The sequence below is a fragment of the Rufibacter roseus genome (assembly GCF_001647285.1).
Classification (GTDB): Bacteria; Bacteroidota; Bacteroidia; order Cytophagales; family Hymenobacteraceae; genus Nibribacter; species Nibribacter roseus.
In genome coordinates, this window is the sequence record NZ_LRML01000004.1 from 194551 (window position 1) to 214040 (window position 19490).

The following is a 19490-nucleotide window of genomic DNA, read 5'->3' on the forward strand; positions in this document are numbered from 1 at the left end:
AAGAGCTGTGCCAATATTCAGGCGTAATTCTCCCCAAATTCATATATATTTAACATCAGAAAGAAGTACATTTGACACCGCGTTTTCTTGTTGCCCTTCTTTCAACGGCCCTTTATTGTATGCAGCGTTCCGGTTTTATATGTATTTTTCTGCTCTTATGGACTATAAGTTTTTCCACTGTTGGACAAACTAAAAATCCGTTAAGGCTGAAACTCAAACCGGTGAACGACTCTCTCAGACGCACAGCTCCCAAAGCCGATCTGATTCTGGATTTCCCAAACGTGAACCAGGTTCCCTATTACTTTCATAAGTCTAAGCTAGCTCAAATTCATAAACTGGAGCAAAAACAGCAATGGGATAAAGTTTTACCCTTGCTCAAAGACTATGTCAACAACTTTGGTATCGAGAATTTTTACAAAGATACAAAACTCTTGTGGCGCTTGGGCCAACTATATGAAAGACAAGGCGAACTAGACAAAGCCGTTGCCTGCTACCGCTTGGTTTTAAAGCACCACCGCACCGATATAAGGCAGGTAAAGAACTACTATGACTCTTTGGAGCAGAAGAAAAAAGATTTTTACGTTCCGCTGGAGTACTACTACAAAATAGTGGAATACCGGAAGTCAGTAGACACTTTTCAGCCGCCACGCGGGGTGTACACCAACATGGGCAATGGCATAAATTCATCCTCTGAAGATTATGGCCCTGTCGTTCCGGATGACGAGACGCTGATTTTTACGTCAAGGCGCAAGGGCAGCAAAGTAAACGGAACAGATGAAGATCTTTATTATGCCAAAAGCGAAAACGGCTATTGGCTAGATGCCCAGTCATTTGGGAAGCCGGTGAACAGCATTTACAATGAAGGATCGGCCTGCCTGAGCAAAGATGGCCAAACCCTGTATTTTGCCCGCTGCGACAGCCGCGATGGCTACGGAAACTGCGACCTATATTCTGCTTCTAAACTGTCTGACGGCAGTTGGGGCCAAATTAAAAACCTGGGGCCTTCTATCAACAGCAAAGCCTGGGATTCACAGCCAAGCCTCTCTCCTAACGAAGACACTTTGTATTTCGCCTCAGACCGCCTAGGCGGCTTTGGCATGTCTGATATTTACTTCAGCTACAGAAACAAAAGCGGTGAATGGACCGTGGCCCAGAATATGGGGCCCGTGGTAAATACCCGCGAAAGTGAAGTGAGCCCCTATTTCCACCCTAAATACCAGGTGCTGTACTTTAGCTCCAGAGGTCAGTTGCTTAACTTCGGTGACTTTGACATTTACAAAACGTACCGGATTGAGGGTAAATGGCAAGAGCCCAGGAACGTGGGGCCGCTGGTGAATGGCAAGGGCAGTGAGTACTACTTTGCCATTGACCGTAACTCCACCAATCTGTACTACGCCCGTTCTGAAGCCAACGACATCAAGAACCTGGACCTGTATTCATTCCCGCTTCCTATGGAGGCGCACCCTTTGGCCGTTACCCGCCTTTCGGGTGTTCTTACTGACTCTATTACCCACAAACCTCTTACTGGTCTAATTTCTATCATTGACCTTGAGAACGGTATTGAGGTGGCTTCTAAATATTTACGCCCAGACGGTTCTTTTGATTTTGACCTCATTGACAACAGCCGTTACATGATGTTAATTCAGAGCCCTGACTTTTTCTCTATTGAAAAAGAGGTTGATTTAAAGCAGGACACCTTGCTGAAGATCATGACCACGCTCATTGACTACAGCATTCCGCTTATCTTCAAGAACCTTGAGTTTGACGAAGGCAAAGCAGATATCAAAGAAGCCATGAAGTCTACCCTAGACAGAATTGTGCTGTTCTTGCTTGACCACCCGCAACTGCGTTTGAGTATTGAAGGCCACACCGACAGTTCTGGTGATCCGGCTGCCAACATGGATCTCTCACAATGGAGGGCAATAGCTATTAAAGAATATATTGTGAAAACAGGGAAAATTGAGCCTGATCGAATTGAAGCCGTAGGCAAAGGCAGTACCCAACCCCTCAAAGTAGAAGTTACGCTGGAAGACCGTCAGGTAAACAGACGGGTAGAGTTCAAGCTTATCAGACCAGAACAACACAAAGCCAACACTGATTGGTAGCCTGTTTTAGGGTTATTTTTAGAAAAGTAGCCCTAAAACAGGCTAATCAGCTTTTTTCAGGCTTTTACCGCCCACATTTATTATCAGGCCAATACTTAAAACGGAATTACCGGCAGACATAAAGTCACGGTTTTTAAGCCCAAAATTACTGCCACTGGTGTACTGCAACTGTACCCATGGGTTTAAGGTCATACGGGTATAGAAGACAGGCTCAAAAAAAATATTATCCTCGGTAGGCTGGGCTATGTCGTTGCGGTAAAACTCATCCATGCTCACATAGCTTAAGCGCAGCGCAGTGCCATAGTTGAGCGGATACTTCTCACCAAACAACCTAAGCGACTTCTTCTTTTTAGAAGAGTAATTCACCTGAAAGAAAAGCTTACGAAAGGTCACCTCTTGCCGGTCATACGTAACCAATCCTTCTGAAGTGTTGTGCTTAAAGGTGCGGTCACTGCTGCCCTGCCCCACACCGGCATATAGTTCTAGAATTCTGTTTTGCTCAGGACCGAAGGTGGTAAAATACCCCCCTCCTACTTCTAATAGATTATGCCGGAAATCTTTCTTCTTGGTATCGTTATTCATCATAGCCCCGCTCACCAACACCCCTACATGGTCAGTTACCGCATAGGCAGAATTAAACGTAGCGTTTCCTTTCAGTGTGACATGGGCACTGGTGCTCAGCTCTCCTTTTGCGCTTAGCATAGGGGTACTAGGCGTGTTGGGCATGTAAACCGAAGAGCAACCTTGGCTAGCGAGAACAGAAAGGCAGGCAGCCAAACAATAAAGGCTTTTTCTCATAAGTGAAAGTTTTCCTCTACTAATCAATTTTGCATCATTGCAGTAGCGAATCAAAGAGGAGGACAGTAAACTTATGAAAAAATGATCTTACCCCCTAAGCTTTACTTAGAGCAATAGTGAGTAATTCTTATTGTTTTGGGCCTGATTTCTCAAAAACAGATCAAAAACGCTCTACTCAGGCAGAAGAAAGTAGAGCTGCTTTTTAAAGAGAGATGGTATGCTGCGTGTCGCGGTATTTCGCTAAAATGGAGTGCTTCTTGCCCGCCACTTCCAAATTGAGGATGTTCATCTGGTCATCGAAAATTTCTGTGAGTAGGGCATTCTGCACCCACACCTGCCCTGCTGGAGCTTTAGCAGCCGGTATTTCCAGGTACAACCAAACCGCATCAGATTCTTCCTGTAACCCTAAAAACTTTTGTTGCGGAAGCTCACCCTTTGCTCCGGCAATGGAGAGGTTCGCCTGTAGATACTCCGCAATAAGTTTTTTCACGCGCTCAGATCGGTCTAACCGCACATTGGTTTTATTCCGGCGGCTGAGGGCATTTTCAAGGTCATCGGCAAACACCCTTACCGCCAGCTCATAGGTTTTGGTACGGGCGTTATAGCGGGCATCGGTGATGCTGGTATGGAAATCATGCGCCCACCCCTGCAGCGGCGAAAAAGCCAAAGCCCACAATATGATCAAGCCTAATATCTTATTCCTCATGTTCCTGTTACTTTACCCTTAAACAGAGAAAGACGCCACATAGTGCGTCTTTCTCTGTTTTTTATCTATGGAATAGTGCTCTTCTTATTTGAACAAGAGCTTAAAGAAGTCATTGAAAATAGCGAAGGCCATAAGCCCTAACAACAATACCATGCCTACCTTTTGGGCATTCTCTAAAAACTTATCAGAAGGCTTGCGGCCTGAAACCATTTCATAGGTGAGGAACATCACGTGTCCTCCATCTAAAGCCGGAATTGGCAGGAAGTTCATGAACGCCAACACCATAGAAAGCATAGCCGTGATGGTCCAGAAATTAGCCCAAGAAAAGTCGCCCCCAAAGGTTTGCGCGATCATCAACGGGCCTCCAATAGATTTAGAAGCCGAAGCTTCACCACTGAAGATTTTGCCAAAACCTTTGATCTGGGTGGAGATAATCATATAGGCTCTATCAAGACCAGCTGGGAACGACTCTAAAAAGCCATACTCACGCGTTGCCCGGGGCAGTAACGGCTTAGAATTAAAGCCAAGAGTACCGGATTCATCAATTTGTGCTTTATTGCTGATTCTTTGCCCGTTTCGGTCAATTTCAATTTCAACCGTTTTACCGGCGCTTTTCTTCAATTCCGCTTGCAGCTCGTCAAAAAACTGGATTGGCTTGTTACCAATGCGCACAATCTTATCGCCTTTTTGCAAACCTATTTTTGAAGCAGCGGTGCCAGACTGTACTTTGGCTACTTCAAATGGTTCCCGCGGCAAGACAAAACTAGTTTTGTCATCGTCAATAAGCTGGTCCATCAGGTTAGCCGGCAGAGGTATGGTTAGCTGCTGCCCGTCACGCTCCACGGTAAAGGTAGTGTTGCTACCCAAAAGTACATCAGGGCTATAGACATCGTTAAACTCTACCAGTGGCTTCCCGTTTACGGCTACAATTTTGTCTCCGTCACGCAAACCTATTTTCTTGGCGGTGTTGTTGGTGACAATGCCGTACTTCACGTCTTCGGCTAAAAGATAGCTCTCGCCGTATGCGTAAGTAAGAGCCGCAAAAATGATGATACCGGTGATCACGTTAAAGATGATACCGCCCATCATCACAATAAGGCGCTGCCAGGCTGGCTTTGCTCTAAATTCCCATGGCTGCGGCTCCTGTGCCAGCATGGCCGTGTCCAGAGACTCATCTACCATACCGGTTATCTTCACAAATCCGCCCAACGGAATCATTCCGATCATGTACTCTGTTTCGCCTACCTGCTTGCTCACCAGTTTGGGCGGGAAGCCGATAGCATATTTTTCCACTCGCATTCCGAACCATTTGGCGGCAAGCATGTGGCCTAGTTCATGTATTCCTACTAAGATGGTCAGGCCCAGAATTAACTGAGCAGCCATTACTAAAGCATCCATTTATATTTTTTAAAAGTAGTGGTGAAGCGTGGGGCTTCAACGGTGTTATTTTAGGGTTCCTAAGCTGTAGAGCACCTGCCTCTCTGGCTGTTACCTATACCATAGAAAGCGCCAGTTGGCGAGTTTCCTGGTCTGTTTCTACATAGTCTTGCAGCGAAGGAGTGGCAATATACGCAACTTTGGCGAGACAGTCTGAAATGAGGTCTGACATCTCTAAAAAGCCAATCTGCTCTTTCAAAAAGGCCTCAACGGCTACCTCGTTGGCGGCGTTGAGCACACAAGGGGCGTTTCCGGCTTTCTCCATGGCGGCAAAAGCCAAGCCAAGATTTTGAAAGTTTTCTAGGTCTGGTTTTTCAAATGTCAACTGCGGGTAATCCAGAAAACTAAACCGAGGGAAATTGCTTTTCAGACGCTGCGGATAACCTAACGCGTATTGAATAGGCAATTTCATGTCTGGTAGGCCTAACTGCGCTTTTAAAGAACCGTCTTCAAACTGAACGAGCGAATGCACAATAGATTGCGGGTGCACCACCACTTCAATCTGCTCATTCTTCAGCCCGAACAGCCACTTAGCCTCAATCACCTCTAAGCCTTTGTTCATGAGTGAAGCGGAGTCAATGGTAACTTTTGCGCCCATGTCCCAGTTAGGGTGCTTGAGCGCTTGGGCTTTGGTCACTGTTTGCAGAAACTCACGCCCTCTTCCCCTGAAAGGACCTCCTGAAGCGGTTAGAATGATTTTCTCTATTGGGTTATGGAATTCGCCGGTCAGGCATTGGAAAATAGCGCTGTGCTCAGAGTCTACCGGATAAATGTTCACGCCTTTTTCCCGAGCCAACTCCGTGATAAGTTGCCCTGCCACTACCAATGTCTCTTTATTCGCCAGGGCAATGGTTTTACCGGCTTCAATAGCTTTTATGGTAGATTGTAAACCAGCATAACCCACCATGGCGGTCAGTACAATGTCTACAGTCTCCATCTGCACCACGCTGTTCACGGCGTTCATGCCCGCGTACACTTTTATTGGGTGAGCTGCCAAAGCATCACGCACGGCCTCATATAAGTCATCGCGGGTAATCACTACGGCATTGGGTTGAAAAGCAATGGCTTGACTAATAAGTAAATCAGCGTTTGAGTGCGCTGTGAGTACTTCTACCTCAAAGGTTTCGGGTTGGGCTTGTATCACCTCCAAAGCCTGCGTGCCAATGGAGCCAGTGGAGCCGAGAATGGCTACTCGTTTCTTCATGCAATAATGGTAAAGCCGTTTTTGGCCTGTTTTTACAAAATTAGCTTAAAAACGGGAGTTTTTTCGAGCCTTATGTGGTGAGATGCTGAACTGTTCTTGCTCTCTTTGACCACAGCACCAGAAAATTCTTGACACTTTAGTCATCTTGAGCGCAGCCGAAGGATCCAACTAAAACACTACACAGGAACAATTTCACAACTCATAAGTTTAGAAGTGGATTTTTTTCAAGAATGCACCCACACAAAATTCTCTGTTAGATCCTTCTATAGCTACGCTAGCTCTTTTCGGCTCTCGCCTCAAGAATGCTCAGAATGACGCCAAGGTTTGATGTAGCAAAAGATTTAACCTTTAACCACCTCTAACAAATTATCAGCCACGGTGCGGTCATTGCTCAGCCTAGGCACTTTGTTCTGGCCTCCCAGCTTGCCCTGACTTTTCATGTACTGCTGAAAAGCATCTTGCGGCAGAGGCGTCAACTTCAAAGTATCCAGAATATTGCCGGAAATAAGGTCATCATAGTAGCTGTTGCGCCGGCGGAGGTGCCAATTCAAGGCTTTGGCAAAACGCTCCGGTTCATGCGGCGGATGTGCAAACGCCACCAGCCACTCATGGTAGGAGCTTCCTTCGCCCTGGCTCACGAAAGGTGCCACAGTAAATTCAGTTACCGCCACTTCGGGGAATTCGGCCATGGCGTCTTTCAAAGCTCCCTCTACTTCTTCAGCGATTACGTGTTCGCCAAAAGCTGAGATGAAGTGCTTCAGGCGGCCACTTACTACTAATTTATGCGGGAAAAGCGATGTAAATTTAACCGTGTCGCCAATGGAGTAGCCCCAAAGCCCTGCATTGCTGTTGATGATTAAAGCGTAGTTTACCCCGGTTTTCACCTCGGCCAGCGTAAGGCGGCGTGCGTTGGGCTGGTGATATTCTTCTGCAGGCACAAATTCAAAGAAGATGCCGCTGTTGGCCAGAAGCAACAACCCCGGATCATCTTGCTGATTCTGGTAAGCAAAGAAGCCTTCAGAGGCTGGAAAGGTCTCAATGGAATCAACCTTGCGGCCTATGCTCTCGAACAGCTTAGCCCGGTACGGCGCAAAATTCACCCCGCCGTACACAAACAAGTTAAAATCTGGAAAAACGTCTTTGATTTGTTTGCCGGAGCGCGCCATTATTTTGTCAAAGTACATCTGCACCCAGGGCGGAATACCTGAGATAAGCGTCATTTTTTGCCCCAGCGTTTCTTCTATGATGGCATCTAACTTGGTCTCCCAGTCGTCAATGCAGTTGGTCTGGTAGCTGGGCAGCTGGTTTGTGCGCAGATAACTAGGTATATGGTGGTTCACAATACCCGATAGCCGGCCGGTGTTGATGCCTGCCGTTTGCTCCAGCACTGGGCTCCCACTCAGGAAGATGAGTTTACCATCCAAGAACTGTGCCTTACCAGTCTCGTGAATGTAGTTCAGCAGCGCGTTTTTGGCGCCGTTGATATGGTTAGGAATAGAATCTGCTGTGATGGGAATGTATTTGGTGCCCGACGTAGTGCCTGAGGTTTTGGCAAAGTACAGCGGCTGCCCCGGCCATAGTACATCTTTTTCCCCTTCTTTCACGCGGTCAAAGTAAGATTTCAACCCTTCGTAATCTCGTACAGGTACGGCTTGGGCAAAGTCTTTAGGTGATTGTATGTCTTTGAAGTAATGGTCGCGCCCAAAAGCAGTATTTGAGGCCTTTTTCAGTATTTGCTGAAAAACCTGCTGCTGGGCCTGAGCAGGCTGCTCCATCCAGCTTTTCTGGTTTGTCTGCACCCAGGCAGCCAAGGGTTTACTCAACAATGCTTTTATTCCCATTCAACTAACTTTAAGGTTATAAAAAGACTTCGGCACAGCCTTGGGTAGAATCCTGCACAAGCACTTGCCATTCATCTACTGTTATTACTCCCTAACTGTTGATCTACCTTTAACCCAGTTGCTGCCCACCAATAATTCCAACAACAGACTAACACTAGAGGCTTAGCTAAGAAGCATAAACAGTAAATATACTAATCTACGGCTAAGGTGTACATTCATCAGGCATTTATAGCTGTAGTGTTTTAGACCCGATTTTCTAAAAACAGACCTAAAACACTCTCTCCATCGCACCTTCACTTTCTCAATAATTTGAACTTTACTATTAAATATTAGAATTGAAATTCCACATTATTTATTTTAAAATATTCGTTTACACATTAATAAGCAAAGTTTTATACCTTTGCATGAAACCCTAAATAATTTAGCGATCAAATGCACTTTTCTAATCTACTTTGCTGTTATCAAGGTAAGAAAAGAATTGAGCTTGGAGTAGGCACCACCAGAAGTAGGTCTGTTTAAGCTTTTGCTTGTTCTTCAATTTGATTGAGTTTGTATAGCCTAAACCCTTACTATAACTTCAAATGATTACTCCCACTCTTCCCGCAAATGAGCCAGAAAGGCTTCGGCTGCTCCAGGAGTATGACATACTGGACTCTCTCCCAGAAAAAGATTTTGACGAGATAACCAGAATTGCCTCTCAGCTATGCCAGACCCCTATTGCGCTGATTTCATTTATAGACTGTGACCGTCAGTTCTTCAAATCTAAAGTTGGCCTGGATGTGGTAGAAACTTCCCGAGATGTATCTTTCTGCGCGCACTCAATTCTTAACCCCGAGGAAGTGTTGGTGGTGCATGATACGCGCAAAGACGAGCGTTTTGCTCAGAACCCCTTTGTTCTGAACCCACCCCACGTTACATTTTATGCAGGCGCGCCTTTAGTAACTTCTGAGGGCATAGCCTTAGGCACACTGTGCGTGGTAGACCAAGTGCCGCGTACTTTGGAGCAAAGCCAGATAGATGCTTTGCGGGCATTGGCCAACCAAGTAGTGGCCCAACTGGAACTTCGGAAGAAACTGGCACAACTTAACGAGCGGGAGAAGAAACTTCAATTGGCCAATGAGCAGTTAGATAATTTTGCCTCTATTGTTTCACATGACTTAAAAGCTCCTCTTAACAACATTGTTGGCATTGCTAAAAATCTGGAAGAGAATTATGCCGCAGGTATGCCCCCCGAGGCAGGGCAATCTGTTCGATTACTGCACGTAGCGGCTTCCAGACTGCGCGAAATGGTGAACGGGGTATTGGAATACTCACGGGTGACAGAGCTTTCGCCAAAGCAAAGTTCCAGCTTTAACCTTTCTGACATGGTGAGCGAAGTAGTTGAGATTCTATCGCCGCCCCAGAACATTAACGTGGTGTACCCGAAAGATTTGCCTAGAATCACTACTTCTAAAACAGCCCTGCAGCAAATTTTCCTGAACTTGCTCAGCAACGCTATTCATTACAATGACAAAGCCTTAGGCACTGTTGAGGTACAGTTTGTGGATCAACCAACTAACTACGAATTCACGGTAATTGATAACGGAAGAGGCATTCCGCAAACTCAGCAAAAGCGAATATTCAGGTTGTTTCAAACCTTTAGAAGAAGCAAGAACGATAATGTAGGTACTGGCATTGGCTTATCTACCGTAAAAAAACTGGTAGAGAAATTAGGCGGCGAAGTGAACATTTGCTCTGAGCCCGGCCAAGGCACTACGTTCTCCTTTACCATTCAGAAAAACACCTTCAGCGCCAATTAACAACTAACCTCTACTCTACTTGCCCTACCACTGGCAGAACAAAGTTTGGTTGCTATCAAAAGATTAGGAATATAACTTATTCCTAATCTTTTAAGTATTTTTATATATCTACAAAAAATACTTAATCTAAAACCATGGCAAACAATACTGGAAACGCTACCTGGCAAGGTGGCCTGAAAGACGGCAAAGGCACTGTCTCCACCCAAAGCGGCACGTTAGACGCCCGTTTCTCCTTCGGCTCCCGCTTTGAGGAGGGCGTGACAGGCACCAACCCAGAAGAATTAATTGGCGCTGCCCTCGCTGGCTGTTTCTCTATGTTTTTGAGCAGCCTTCTTGAAAACAACGGCACTCCGGCCACCGAGGTAAAAACCGAAGCCAAAGTTCACCTGGGCAAAGACGACACCGGGCCTTTCATCAAAAGAATAGACTTAACCTCCACCGCCCAGGTAGAGGGAATCAACAACGATAATTTCCAGAACCTGGCTCAGAAAGCCAAAGAAGGTTGCCCTATTTCCAGAGCACTGGCCTCTGTGCCGGAAATTAACCTATCAGCTACCTTAAAATAAGGCCAAGCAAGGCAAAGAGGTCATATCAGAAATTTGCTATCTTTGCCCAATAGGCACACATTATTGCATGAAATCATTGGCAAGAGTTGGTCTGCGCCCTTCGCGCGACCATAAAATTTCTTTTGGGGTACAGCTGGCGTTGGTACTGCTGTGGATTACATACGGCTTATTCCTGATTTTCACGGAACCCGGCTCCTCTACCAACGACCGTCATTTTATCCATTACATTTTTCTGCTGCTGGCACTGGGGTACCTGGTTTTCATACTGGCCCAGAACACGTCTTTGTTCGGGCAGCAGTCTTACCTGGAGATTACGCCAGCATATGTAGTGGAGAAAAGAGGGCATTTCAAAAAGAAGCTTGCTATTTACCTGCAAGAAGTAACTTCCATCAACATTAACAACACCCAAGCCCGCTTTACCATGCGCGACGGCAGCCGCTGCCAGATTGATCTGCGGTTGGTAAGCACCCGCAGAAAAAGCCGCCTGGTAAAGGATAAACTGTTGGAAGTAGCTAACAGACATGCTATACCTGTAACTGACACTTCTACACCAAACCGTCGTTAACAGAGGTTAGCTTTTACAGCTGCTTTTCTAAAAAATAGGCCTAAAACAGAAATGGCCATCCTTTGCAGGATGGCCATTTCTGTTTTTATATCTTGTAGTCAAACCTAGTCTAAGTTTGGCTGCGGCGTCATGCGCAGGTAAGGCTTGATGACACGGTGACCTTTCGGGAATTTAGCCTCTACTTCTTCCTGCTTCACAGATGGAAGAATCACGCAGTCCTGACCGTTTTCCCAGTTAGCCGGAGTAGCTACGCTATGGTTGGCAGTTAATTGCAAAGAATCAATCACGCGAATGATTTCAGCGAAGTTACGGCCGGTGGAGGCTGGGTACGTGAAAATAAGTTTCACTTTCTTATCTGGCCCAATAATGAACACAGAACGAACAGTAAAAGTATCACTGGCGTTCGGGTGGATCATGTCGTACAGGTCAGAAACTTTTCTGTCTGGGTCAGCAATGATCGGGAAGTTCACGTTGGTCTCCTGCGTCTCATTGATGTCTTGAATCCAGCCGTGGTGCGAGTCAATTGGGTCTACGCTCAAAGCAGCCACTTTCACGCCTCTGCGGTCAAACTCGTCTTTGATTTTGGCAACTGCACCTAGTTCAGTTGTACAAACCGGGGTATAATCGCGCGGGTGCGAAAACAATACAGCCCAGCCGTCTCCAATCCACTCGTGGAAGTTCAGGGTACCTTGTGAGGTTTCTGCGGTAAAATCAGGAGCGATATCGCCTAATCGTAATGCCATGGTTTTATCTATTAATGTGTTACTAAAGGTTCTGGTTCATCTACTCTCTATAGCCTCTCCTCTTTTAACTGCTCAATAGCTCAATGGAATTGAGAATCTCTATAGAAGTAGTAGACAAATTAAGAGCCCAATTTTTGGAAATCCTAATAAGTGTTGATAAAATTTACATTAAAATCTTAAGATCCTTAAGATCTGCATGAGGAAGAAGCAGAATTATTGACATTTTCGTTTTAAGGCTGGTTTTGAGAAAACAAGCCGAAAACGTAATCTGTAATAAACCTGTAGCCTCCGGAGAACCGGCGAGCGCCTGAGACAAATTTTGCCTTGCTGTTAACTGATAATTGTTTACTGTTACCTGAAATTACTCCGCCACCAGCAGCGCTTTCACCTTGTTCAGGTCTGTCAGGAAAGTGGTGTCCAATATATCACAGGTGGCGTCGCGGACGCGCTTCATGAGCAGACGGATCTCACAAGTAGCTTCGTCTACGCATTCATCGCACTTCTTATAATAGAGATGGCTTACGCAATGCACTGGGGCCAGCGGGCCGTCTACCATGCGGATCACATTGCCCACTGATATTTGAGAGGGGTCTTTGACCAGCGTATAGCCGCCGTTTTTGCCACGAGTGCTCTGCACTACCTGCTGCACCTTTAAATCCACCAGAATAGCCTCCAGAAACTTACGCGGGATGAGCTCGGCGGCGGCAATTTCAGAAATAAGAACGAGGCCGCGGTCTTGGTGCTTCGCCAGGTAAAGGAGAGCCTTGAGCGCGTACTTGGCCTTTTTTGAAATCATAGGGTATAGGTGCCAGAGAGGCAGGCTTTGCTTAGCCCGCTTTTACCCTGAACTTCTTTTGTAGCTCCTGAATAGAAGCCTTGAATTTTTTGTCGGTATCAATTAAATCAGAAACCGTTTGTACCGAGTGTATTACCGTTGAGTGGTCACGACCGCCAAAATGGTACCCAATAGATTTAAGCGAGTGGCTGGTATATTCCTTCGCGAAATACATGGCCACCTGCCGTGCCGTCACAATCTCTTTTTTCCGGGTTTTGGCTTTGAGCGAGTCCAGGCTCACCTGGAAGTACTCAGCTACGGTTTTCTGAATGAAATCGAGGTTTACTTCAGTTTCAACGTCTTCAATGATGTGCTTGAGCGCCGACTTGGCTAATTCCAGGTCAATTTCTTTGCGGTTCAGTGACGACTGCGCAATCAACGAAATCAACACCCCTTCCAGTTCCCGCACGTTCGTATCAACGCTGTAAGCCAGATACTCAATCACGTTGTCCGGAATATGAATTCCGTCGCTCTGCATCTTTTTGTAGATGATGGCCATGCGGGTTTCAAAGTCCGGGCTCTGAAGATCAGCGGTAAGTCCCCACTTGAAACGGGATAACAGACGTTCTTCCAGTCCTTTCAGATCACGTGGCGGGCAGTCAGAGGTCATGACAATTTGCTTACCAGACTGGTGCAGGTGGTTGAAAATGTGGAAGAACATTTCCTGCGTCTTCTCCTTTCCGCTCAGGAACTGCACATCGTCAATAATGAGAATATCTACCAGCAAGTAAAAGTTAGCAAAATCCTGCACACTGTTCGTCTTCAAAGACTCAATGAACTGGTTCACGAACTTCTCAGAAGACACATATAGCACAAACTTATCTGGATTGTTGCTCTTGATGTGGTTACCTATGGCCTGCACCAGGTGGGTTTTGCCCAACCCTACACCGCCATACACCATTAATGGGTTAAAAGAGGTAGTACCCGGTTTGTTGGCTACGGCATAGCCTGCCGAGCGGGCCAAACGGTTGCAGTCTCCCTCAATGTAGTTCTCAAAGGTATAGCTCTGGTTAAGCTGCGAGTTGAAGAAGTGCCGGTCAATGGCTTTTGACTCAAACGGGTTCTTCAGGAAACTTTGCTCTGGGCGGTAAGAGTTGGCTACCGCGGCAGGTACTTTCTTAGTTGGAATGTTAACGGTCTGCGGCTTGCTTTGGTCATTTCCCTGGTCTACTATAATAGAGTACTCCAGGCGGCCTTCGCTGCCCAACTCCTGGTACACCACTTTTTTGAGCAAACTCACGTAATGCTCCTCCAGCCATTCGTAAAAGAACTGGCTGGGTACCTGAATTGTCAAGACGTTGCCGGCCAAAGACAATGGCACAATCGGCTCAAACCACGTCTTGTAGCTTTGCTCGCCTATGTTGTCTTTGATAACCTGTAAACAGTTATGCCAGACGGTTGTACAGTCCTTTACCATTAACATCGCTTCTTCCAATCCCGCTTTTTTTGAGTCTTAATTTTTTCAGAGGGGTACAAAAATGTAAAAAAACTCTTGAACAAAAAACTTGAACTTCATGAAATTCTGACACTATTATTTAAGGGCAGAACAGAAGCCGTAGTAGCGGTTTTTGTTTTCTTTTTTATATCAAATGTAAAATCAATTCTACCTAAGTTGATGCCCGACCACCCTACTTGGTTCACCAGAGTTTCATGGCCGCTAGGGTGTGTGATTCTCTCGGGCTCGTCTAAGAACGTGTGCGTATGACCTCCAATGATTAAGTCAATGCCGCTCACTTGCTGGGCTAGTTTCCGGTCACTTATTTTATCAGTTTCATAGGCATACCCTAGGTGCGAAAGACAAATAACCAGATCTACCTTCTCCTCTTCGCGCAGCGTCTTCACCATTTTATTGGCCGTAGCCACTGGGTCTAAATATTTGGTGTTGCCAATGTGGTTGTCTGCCACCAGGCCTTTCAGCTGTATACCTAAGCCAAATACCCCTACCCGCACGCCTTGTTTCACAAATACTTTATAAGGATTGAATTTACCTTCTAAAATTGTTCCGGTGAAATCATAATTGGCTATAATAAAAGGAAAACCAGCGTGAGGCAACTGTTTCTGCAGCCCCTCCAGCCCGTTATCAAAGTCGTGGTTGCCTAGGGTGGCGGCATCATAGCCCATTTGGGTCATGAGTTTAAACTCCACCTCACCGCCGAAAAAATTGAAGTAAGGCGTACCTTGCCAAATATCACCGGCATCTAACAACAGCACGTTAGGCTCCTGCGCCCTGATTTGCTTTACCAAAGAAGCTCTGCGGGCCATGCCGCCCATTCCGCCATACTTGCGCCCATCGTTCGGGAAGGGCTCAATGCGCGAGTGCTGGTCGTTGGTGTGCAGAATGGTTAGTTTTATGGGGCAACTGGCTGCCATACCCAAACCAGGAAGACCCAATAAGCTTAACCCAGCCGTTCCAGCTACGGTATTCTTTATAAATTCTCTGCGTTTCATGTTTTTGGGATATAAGACTCAAGACGCAGGACACAAGATTATTCTTTCCTCTCGTAGAGGAATCTTAAATCTTATGTCTTGCGTCTTATGTCTGAATTCTAATTCAACACTTTCACCCTGCCGTCAACCTCTGCAGTGACAGGTTTGCCTTGTGCGGTTAACTCTTTTATTTTATTCAAAATGGCATCGCGGGCCAGCAATCCTGTTTGCTCAACCTTTTGGGCATTTTTCAGGAAACTCATGTTGTCGCCGCCGTTGGCCAGATAATCTGAGATTGCCAAGGTGTAAGTCTTATTGATATCAAAAGGTTCGCCTCCAATAATGATACTTTGCACCTGGCCGTTTCGCATGGTGTACGTGGCATTGGCAATTGATAGATTCTGCACCCGCGCGGCATAGTCAAACATATCTTTCACGGTTTGTCCGGAAAGAGTGAGTACTAGCATCTCGTTCTCAAAAGGCATCAGCTCAAACACATCGCCTACCGTTACCGGACCTTTGTCAATGGGATTTCGCAGGCCGCCGCTGGTCATTCCCCCCATGTCTATGGGCTTGCCATACACCTTCATGGTTTGTTCACGGGTCAGGTCGGCCACAAAGTTACCCAGTGCTGATTCAATTACGCCCTTCTCCAATGCCACCGGGGCTTGCCCTATAACCTCATTCATGGTTTCATTTACACGAGCGGCGTAGGGAGCAATTGCCTCCTGAGCTGCAGGGTCTGGCGGCACTTGTGTGGTAACCGGAATATCAGTGGGCTTTGTAAGCTGGGCAGTTGGAATGAGCTCTCGGGAGCAGGCTGACAAGGCCAAAGACACTCCTATACTCAAGAAAGCCCACCTTATATTTTTGATAAATTTTAATTTCATGAATAAATACTGATTTTCTCAAAGATAGGGCCACCATTATTAAAAAGCCAACGTTGGTCTATCTCTGTTTCAGGGCTGTTTTCCAAAAATTAAGCCAGAAACAAATTCCTTTTCAACTCAAGTTCATTTGCTAAACACTTGACAGTTAAATACTTTTTTAGTATACTTGTTCCAGTTAACCGCTAGGCCCAACGGTTGCTGTTTACCTATCTATAACACCTATGGCACAGATAATTTGGAACATATTCCGTTTGCTGTGGTCCTGGACACCGGGGTTCTACCGGTTCCTGCTAAGGGTGTGGGCCGCCCGCCCGGCACCTCGGCTCTGGCGAGTACGGGCAAAGAAAGTGTGGCAAAAACTGCTGCACCAGGTTACATTATCAACCCCTCTGTCAACTCTATTTCGCCTGCAGGTTTTAGCCTGGGCGGCCAGCGGGAACTCCCTCTCTTCTACCCGTTCCGTGCGGCCCTTGCTATACCTGCTTTTCCGGCGATTTCTGATTTGAGAGTAAGATTGGGGGGCCACTTATCTAGCATACATTTCCCGTTAATCCTTTTCCGGCGCTGCCGGCAACCGGATTCTTTCCCGTTCCTTATCTACCTATTGAGCAACCTATTGAAAAAACGTTCTTACTATTATGAGCACCTCATACCTCTCTTACAGCAAAATGATTCTTTTGAAAGTAAGTTTTGACGTAGTATTGTTTGAGAAAGAGCTCCGAAAATGCCTCCGCCTGCTATTGACGCATGAAATACGGGAATTGAAGCGCTGGTGTCGCGCTACTTTCCCTAAAAGCTTTCGCCGCATTATGGGTCGCTGCTTCCGCCTTTTCCGCCGAAGCAAAACAGGTACTGCCAAAAAAGCCGCGGTATCCTCTGAGCAATTAGAAGCTGTTTGTTAACACATTGCACTTCACACCCTTTTCTTTATAGACAAATCAAAGCGTTTCGGGCCTGTTTTTTAAAAAGCAGGCCCGAAACGCTTTTGTGCTTAAAGCTGTTGGTTTCTGATTGCTGATTGATGGTTGTTCACTAATCATCCAGCCCTTGTTGGTGTTATCACCAACAAGGGCTGACGGCTGTCTGTAGGTTGCTGATTGTTTTTGATAATTGCTGATTACTCATTGTTCATTACTCATTGCTCATTACTCATAGTTCACTGACAACTGATTTCTGTATCTTGCGGAATGGAAATCAAACAACTGCCTACGCACCCCAAGGCTCGCTTAGCTGACCAACTGCTGCTGGTAAGACCTGCCCACTTCTCCTCAAACCCCGAAACCGCCCAGGACAATGCCTTTCAACAGGAGGTTCCGGCTGGAGCCGAAGACAAAGTGCAGCAAAAAGCTCTGGATGAGTTCAATCAGTTTCTGCTGAAATTATGGGCTGCCCGCATTGACGTGCTGGTGCTGGATGACCCCGAAGAACCTGCCACCCCAGATGCCATTTTCCCGAACAACTGGATCTCCTTCCATAAGGGCGGCAAAGTAGTGCTCTATCCCATGTACTCCCCCACCCGCCACCTGGAGCGTCACCCTGATATTTTCCGGCAGATGAAAGAAGAGCACGGCTTGCCGTTCACAGAAATCATTGACCTAACCTATTTTGAGGAGCAGGGCAAGTTTTTGGAAAGCACCGGCAGCATGGTACTGGACCGCGAGCACCGCCTAGCATACGCCTGCCTCTCTAACCGCACCCACGTAGAGCCCCTGCAAGTTTTCTGCGATAAGCTGAACTACCGCCCCATCGTTTTCCATGCCACTGACCAAGACGGGCTGCCTATTTACCACACCAACGTGATTATGTGCATTGGCGCTGATTTTGCGCTTGTATGCCTAGAGGCAATTCAGGACGAGGAAGAACAGGGCGTACTACTGGAAGCCTTGGTAGACACCGGCAAAGAAATCATAGACCTGAGCCTGGCGCAGGTAAAGAAAATGGCTGGCAACATGCTGCATGCTCGCAACAAATCAGGTGAGCCCGTACTGATTATGTCAGAGAAAGCTTACAAAGCCTTGCGCAAAGACCAGTTTGAGGAATTGAACAGCCGTACTAAAATGGTGAGGGCAGACCTGAGGACCATTGAAGCCCATGGCGGCGGAAGCGCCCGTTGTATGTTGGCGGAGGTTTTCGTTTAGTTGCTGATTGTTGATTGCTTGTTGTTGATTGTTGGTTGCTGAAACTGAATTTTCTTACTGATTATTGTTGCTGTTGGGAGTCTATTGACTGCCAACGTCAGATGGACAGGTAGTCTCTGACTACCTTCGCTGCCTTGCAGCGACACCACACATTGCTGAACCTCTACTTTTGCGGCCAATTCAACCAACGCCGAGAGACCTAATAAGTACAAGCCGCAGGCGTGCTTCTCCATTCTCGCATCTACTGATGTTGGAAACTTGGTGTTTTCCTTTGCCTTACACTTCTCTGTTCCTCTACCTCGGAGAGTAAGTAGTACCACTAAATGCGTTTTTGGCCTGTTTTTGAAAAATCAGGCTAAAAACACCAGCAAAAGAAAGACCTCACATGTTATAAAACCTGTGAGGTCTGTTCCTGTAGAGACTAGGCACTGCCTCGTCTCCCACGCATTACTGATAAAACTGCAAGTTCGTACCAAATTCTATCCTTGGTACCCATCTGAAATACATCCTCTTTTCGGCCACTTTTTTCAAAAACAACTCAAAATCAGCCTTACAAATTTATTAGCATCTGCTTTAGCTTTTGCGCATCAGTAGTAGCGTTTCCGCCTATGGTATTGTTGAAGAAGCACCACACCTCTTTCCCGTCCAGGAGCCAGTCTTGCGCCATGTAAGTAAACCGCTCCAATTCTTCCTCTGGATAAGGGCTGCGGTAGACTACCTCGTGGCCGTGCAGACGCAGGTAAACCGTATCAGTAGTGGCGGCGGCTAGGGCAGGCCATTTCTTACCGGCACTAATCACTACCAATGAAATGTTGAATTCCTCCAGCAGTTCCAGCGCTTCTTCTGTGTGCCAAGAAACGTGCCTGACTTCCAGCGCAAATACTGTTTGGGGATACAAATCCCGGAGCAGCGTGAAGAAATGCTTGGCCACCATTTCGTTGTAGTGGAAAGAACCGGGCAACTGCACCAGTACCGGCCCCAGCCTCTCTCCCATTATCAGAAAACGGCCCATCCACTTGCGGAGCGGGTCTTCAATGTTTTGCAGGCGATTTTCATGGGTAATGGAGCGGTGAAGTTTGGGCGCGAACTTAAAATGAGGCGGTGTAATGTCCAGCCACTTCTGAATAGTTTTCTCCATGGTGAAATGGTAGAAACTGCTGTTGACCTCGGTGCAGTTAAAGTGCTGGGCGTAAAAAGGTAGCATCTCCGCTGACTTGATATCTTCAGGATAAAAAATGCCGCGCCAGGCGTAACTCCAGCCCGAGGTGCCAATGTACAGTTTGTCTTGAGGTAGCTCCATGTGGTGTACAGACGCAGAATCAGAGAGCAAGTTTCCGTTGTTTTGGAGCTATTTTTAGAAAAACACATCAAAAACAGCAGAAAGCTTTTTTCTTACACAGAATTACCTCCACTCCTTAACGCTGCAATTTTTATTT

At 46.5% G+C, this 19490-nt stretch carries 19 protein-coding genes; 7 read left to right on the forward strand and 12 right to left on the reverse strand.

What is annotated here, in order from left to right; genetic code table 11:
- Window positions 1–221: 221 nt before the first annotated feature.
- Entirely contained in the window at window positions 222–2105 is a 1884-nt protein-coding gene (locus A8O23_RS07140) for an OmpA family protein (RefSeq protein ID WP_239693359.1), read from the forward strand.
- A gap of 42 nt (window positions 2106–2147) precedes the next feature.
- Here the strand turns inward: A8O23_RS07140 and A8O23_RS07145 are convergent, their stop codons facing one another.
- The 5 genes from A8O23_RS07145 to A8O23_RS07165 form a co-directional block, all read right to left on the reverse strand.
- Complete coding sequence (locus A8O23_RS07145) at window positions 2148–2903, reverse strand: hypothetical protein (protein WP_066618782.1); 756 nt, start codon at window positions 2901–2903, stop codon at window positions 2148–2150.
- Between the two features lie 202 nt (window positions 2904–3105).
- A complete protein-coding gene (locus A8O23_RS07150) occupies window positions 3106–3609 on the reverse strand; it encodes a DUF6702 family protein (RefSeq protein WP_066618784.1) in 504 nt (167 codons plus the stop codon).
- 84 nt (window positions 3610–3693) lie between these two features.
- Window positions 3694–5007 (reverse strand): RIP metalloprotease RseP, encoded by a 1314-nt coding sequence (rseP, locus tag A8O23_RS07155; protein ID WP_066618786.1) that lies wholly within the window; start codon window positions 5005–5007, stop codon window positions 3694–3696.
- A 94-nt stretch (window positions 5008–5101) separates the two neighbouring features.
- Window positions 5102–6250, reverse strand: a complete 1149-nt coding sequence (locus A8O23_RS07160; protein ID WP_066618788.1) for a 1-deoxy-D-xylulose-5-phosphate reductoisomerase — start codon at window positions 6248–6250, stop codon at window positions 5102–5104.
- 341 nt (window positions 6251–6591) lie between these two features.
- Window positions 6592–8091: a GH3 auxin-responsive promoter family protein gene (locus tag A8O23_RS07165; RefSeq protein WP_066618791.1), complete on the reverse strand. Its 1500-nt coding sequence runs from the start codon at window positions 8089–8091 to the stop codon at window positions 6592–6594.
- Between the two features lie 581 nt (window positions 8092–8672).
- Between A8O23_RS07165 and A8O23_RS07170 the strand changes: the two genes are divergently transcribed.
- The 3 genes from A8O23_RS07170 to A8O23_RS07180 all read left to right on the forward strand — a co-directional run bounded on the left by A8O23_RS07170 (window position 8673) and on the right by A8O23_RS07180 (window position 11021).
- Complete coding sequence (locus A8O23_RS07170; protein WP_066618793.1) at window positions 8673–9890, forward strand: sensor histidine kinase; 1218 nt, start codon at window positions 8673–8675, stop codon at window positions 9888–9890.
- Between the two features lie 134 nt (window positions 9891–10024).
- Complete coding sequence (locus A8O23_RS07175) at window positions 10025–10456, forward strand: OsmC family protein (protein WP_066618796.1); 432 nt, start codon at window positions 10025–10027, stop codon at window positions 10454–10456.
- Between the two features lie 67 nt (window positions 10457–10523).
- Window positions 10524–11021: a hypothetical protein gene (locus tag A8O23_RS07180; protein ID WP_066618799.1), complete on the forward strand. Its 498-nt coding sequence runs from the start codon at window positions 10524–10526 to the stop codon at window positions 11019–11021.
- A 104-nt stretch (window positions 11022–11125) separates the two neighbouring features.
- Here A8O23_RS07180 and A8O23_RS07185 read toward each other — a convergent pair whose 3' ends face one another.
- The 5 genes from A8O23_RS07185 to A8O23_RS07205 form a co-directional block, all read right to left on the reverse strand.
- A complete protein-coding gene (locus A8O23_RS07185) occupies window positions 11126–11764 on the reverse strand; it encodes a peroxiredoxin (protein WP_066618801.1) in 639 nt (212 codons plus the stop codon).
- Between the two features lie 361 nt (window positions 11765–12125).
- Window positions 12126–12560: an RrF2 family transcriptional regulator gene (locus A8O23_RS07190; RefSeq protein ID WP_066618802.1), complete on the reverse strand. Its 435-nt coding sequence runs from the start codon at window positions 12558–12560 to the stop codon at window positions 12126–12128.
- 31 nt (window positions 12561–12591) lie between these two features.
- Window positions 12592–14016 (reverse strand): chromosomal replication initiator protein DnaA, encoded by a 1425-nt coding sequence (dnaA, locus tag A8O23_RS07195; protein ID WP_066619504.1) that lies wholly within the window; start codon window positions 14014–14016, stop codon window positions 12592–12594.
- A gap of 95 nt (window positions 14017–14111) precedes the next feature.
- Window positions 14112–15047 (reverse strand): bifunctional metallophosphatase/5'-nucleotidase, encoded by a 936-nt coding sequence (locus tag A8O23_RS07200; protein WP_066618803.1) that lies wholly within the window; start codon window positions 15045–15047, stop codon window positions 14112–14114.
- 98 nt (window positions 15048–15145) lie between these two features.
- Window positions 15146–15916 carry a 5'-nucleotidase C-terminal domain-containing protein gene (locus tag A8O23_RS07205; protein ID WP_066618807.1) on the reverse strand — a complete coding sequence of 257 codons (771 nt, stop codon included), beginning with the start codon at window positions 15914–15916 and terminating at the stop codon, window positions 15146–15148.
- A gap of 221 nt (window positions 15917–16137) precedes the next feature.
- On the opposite strand from A8O23_RS07205, the gene A8O23_RS21420 reads away from it, so the two are divergent.
- The 3 genes from A8O23_RS21420 (at window position 16138) to ctlX (ending at window position 18054) form a co-directional block, all read left to right on the forward strand.
- Complete coding sequence (locus A8O23_RS21420; RefSeq protein ID WP_153042111.1) at window positions 16138–16422, forward strand: hypothetical protein; 285 nt, start codon at window positions 16138–16140, stop codon at window positions 16420–16422.
- Window positions 16423–16554: 132 nt separating this feature from the next.
- Window positions 16555–16818 (forward strand): hypothetical protein, encoded by a 264-nt coding sequence (locus A8O23_RS07215; protein WP_239693360.1) that lies wholly within the window; start codon window positions 16555–16557, stop codon window positions 16816–16818.
- Between the two features lie 285 nt (window positions 16819–17103).
- Entirely contained in the window at window positions 17104–18054 is a 951-nt protein-coding gene (ctlX, locus tag A8O23_RS07220) for a citrulline utilization hydrolase CtlX (protein ID WP_066618816.1), read from the forward strand.
- On the opposite strand, the gene A8O23_RS07225 is transcribed toward ctlX, so the two are convergent.
- Together A8O23_RS07225 and A8O23_RS07230 are read right to left on the reverse strand one after the other, a co-directional pair.
- Window positions 18051–18287, reverse strand: coding sequence for a hypothetical protein (locus A8O23_RS07225; protein WP_153042112.1), 237 nt, complete (start codon window positions 18285–18287; stop codon window positions 18051–18053). The two genes, ctlX and A8O23_RS07225, sit on opposite strands and share 4 nt — an antisense overlap.
- Window positions 18288–18604: 317 nt before the next feature.
- Complete coding sequence (locus tag A8O23_RS07230; RefSeq protein WP_066618821.1) at window positions 18605–19354, reverse strand: DUF72 domain-containing protein; 750 nt, start codon at window positions 19352–19354, stop codon at window positions 18605–18607.
- Window positions 19355–19490 lie beyond the last annotated feature (136 nt).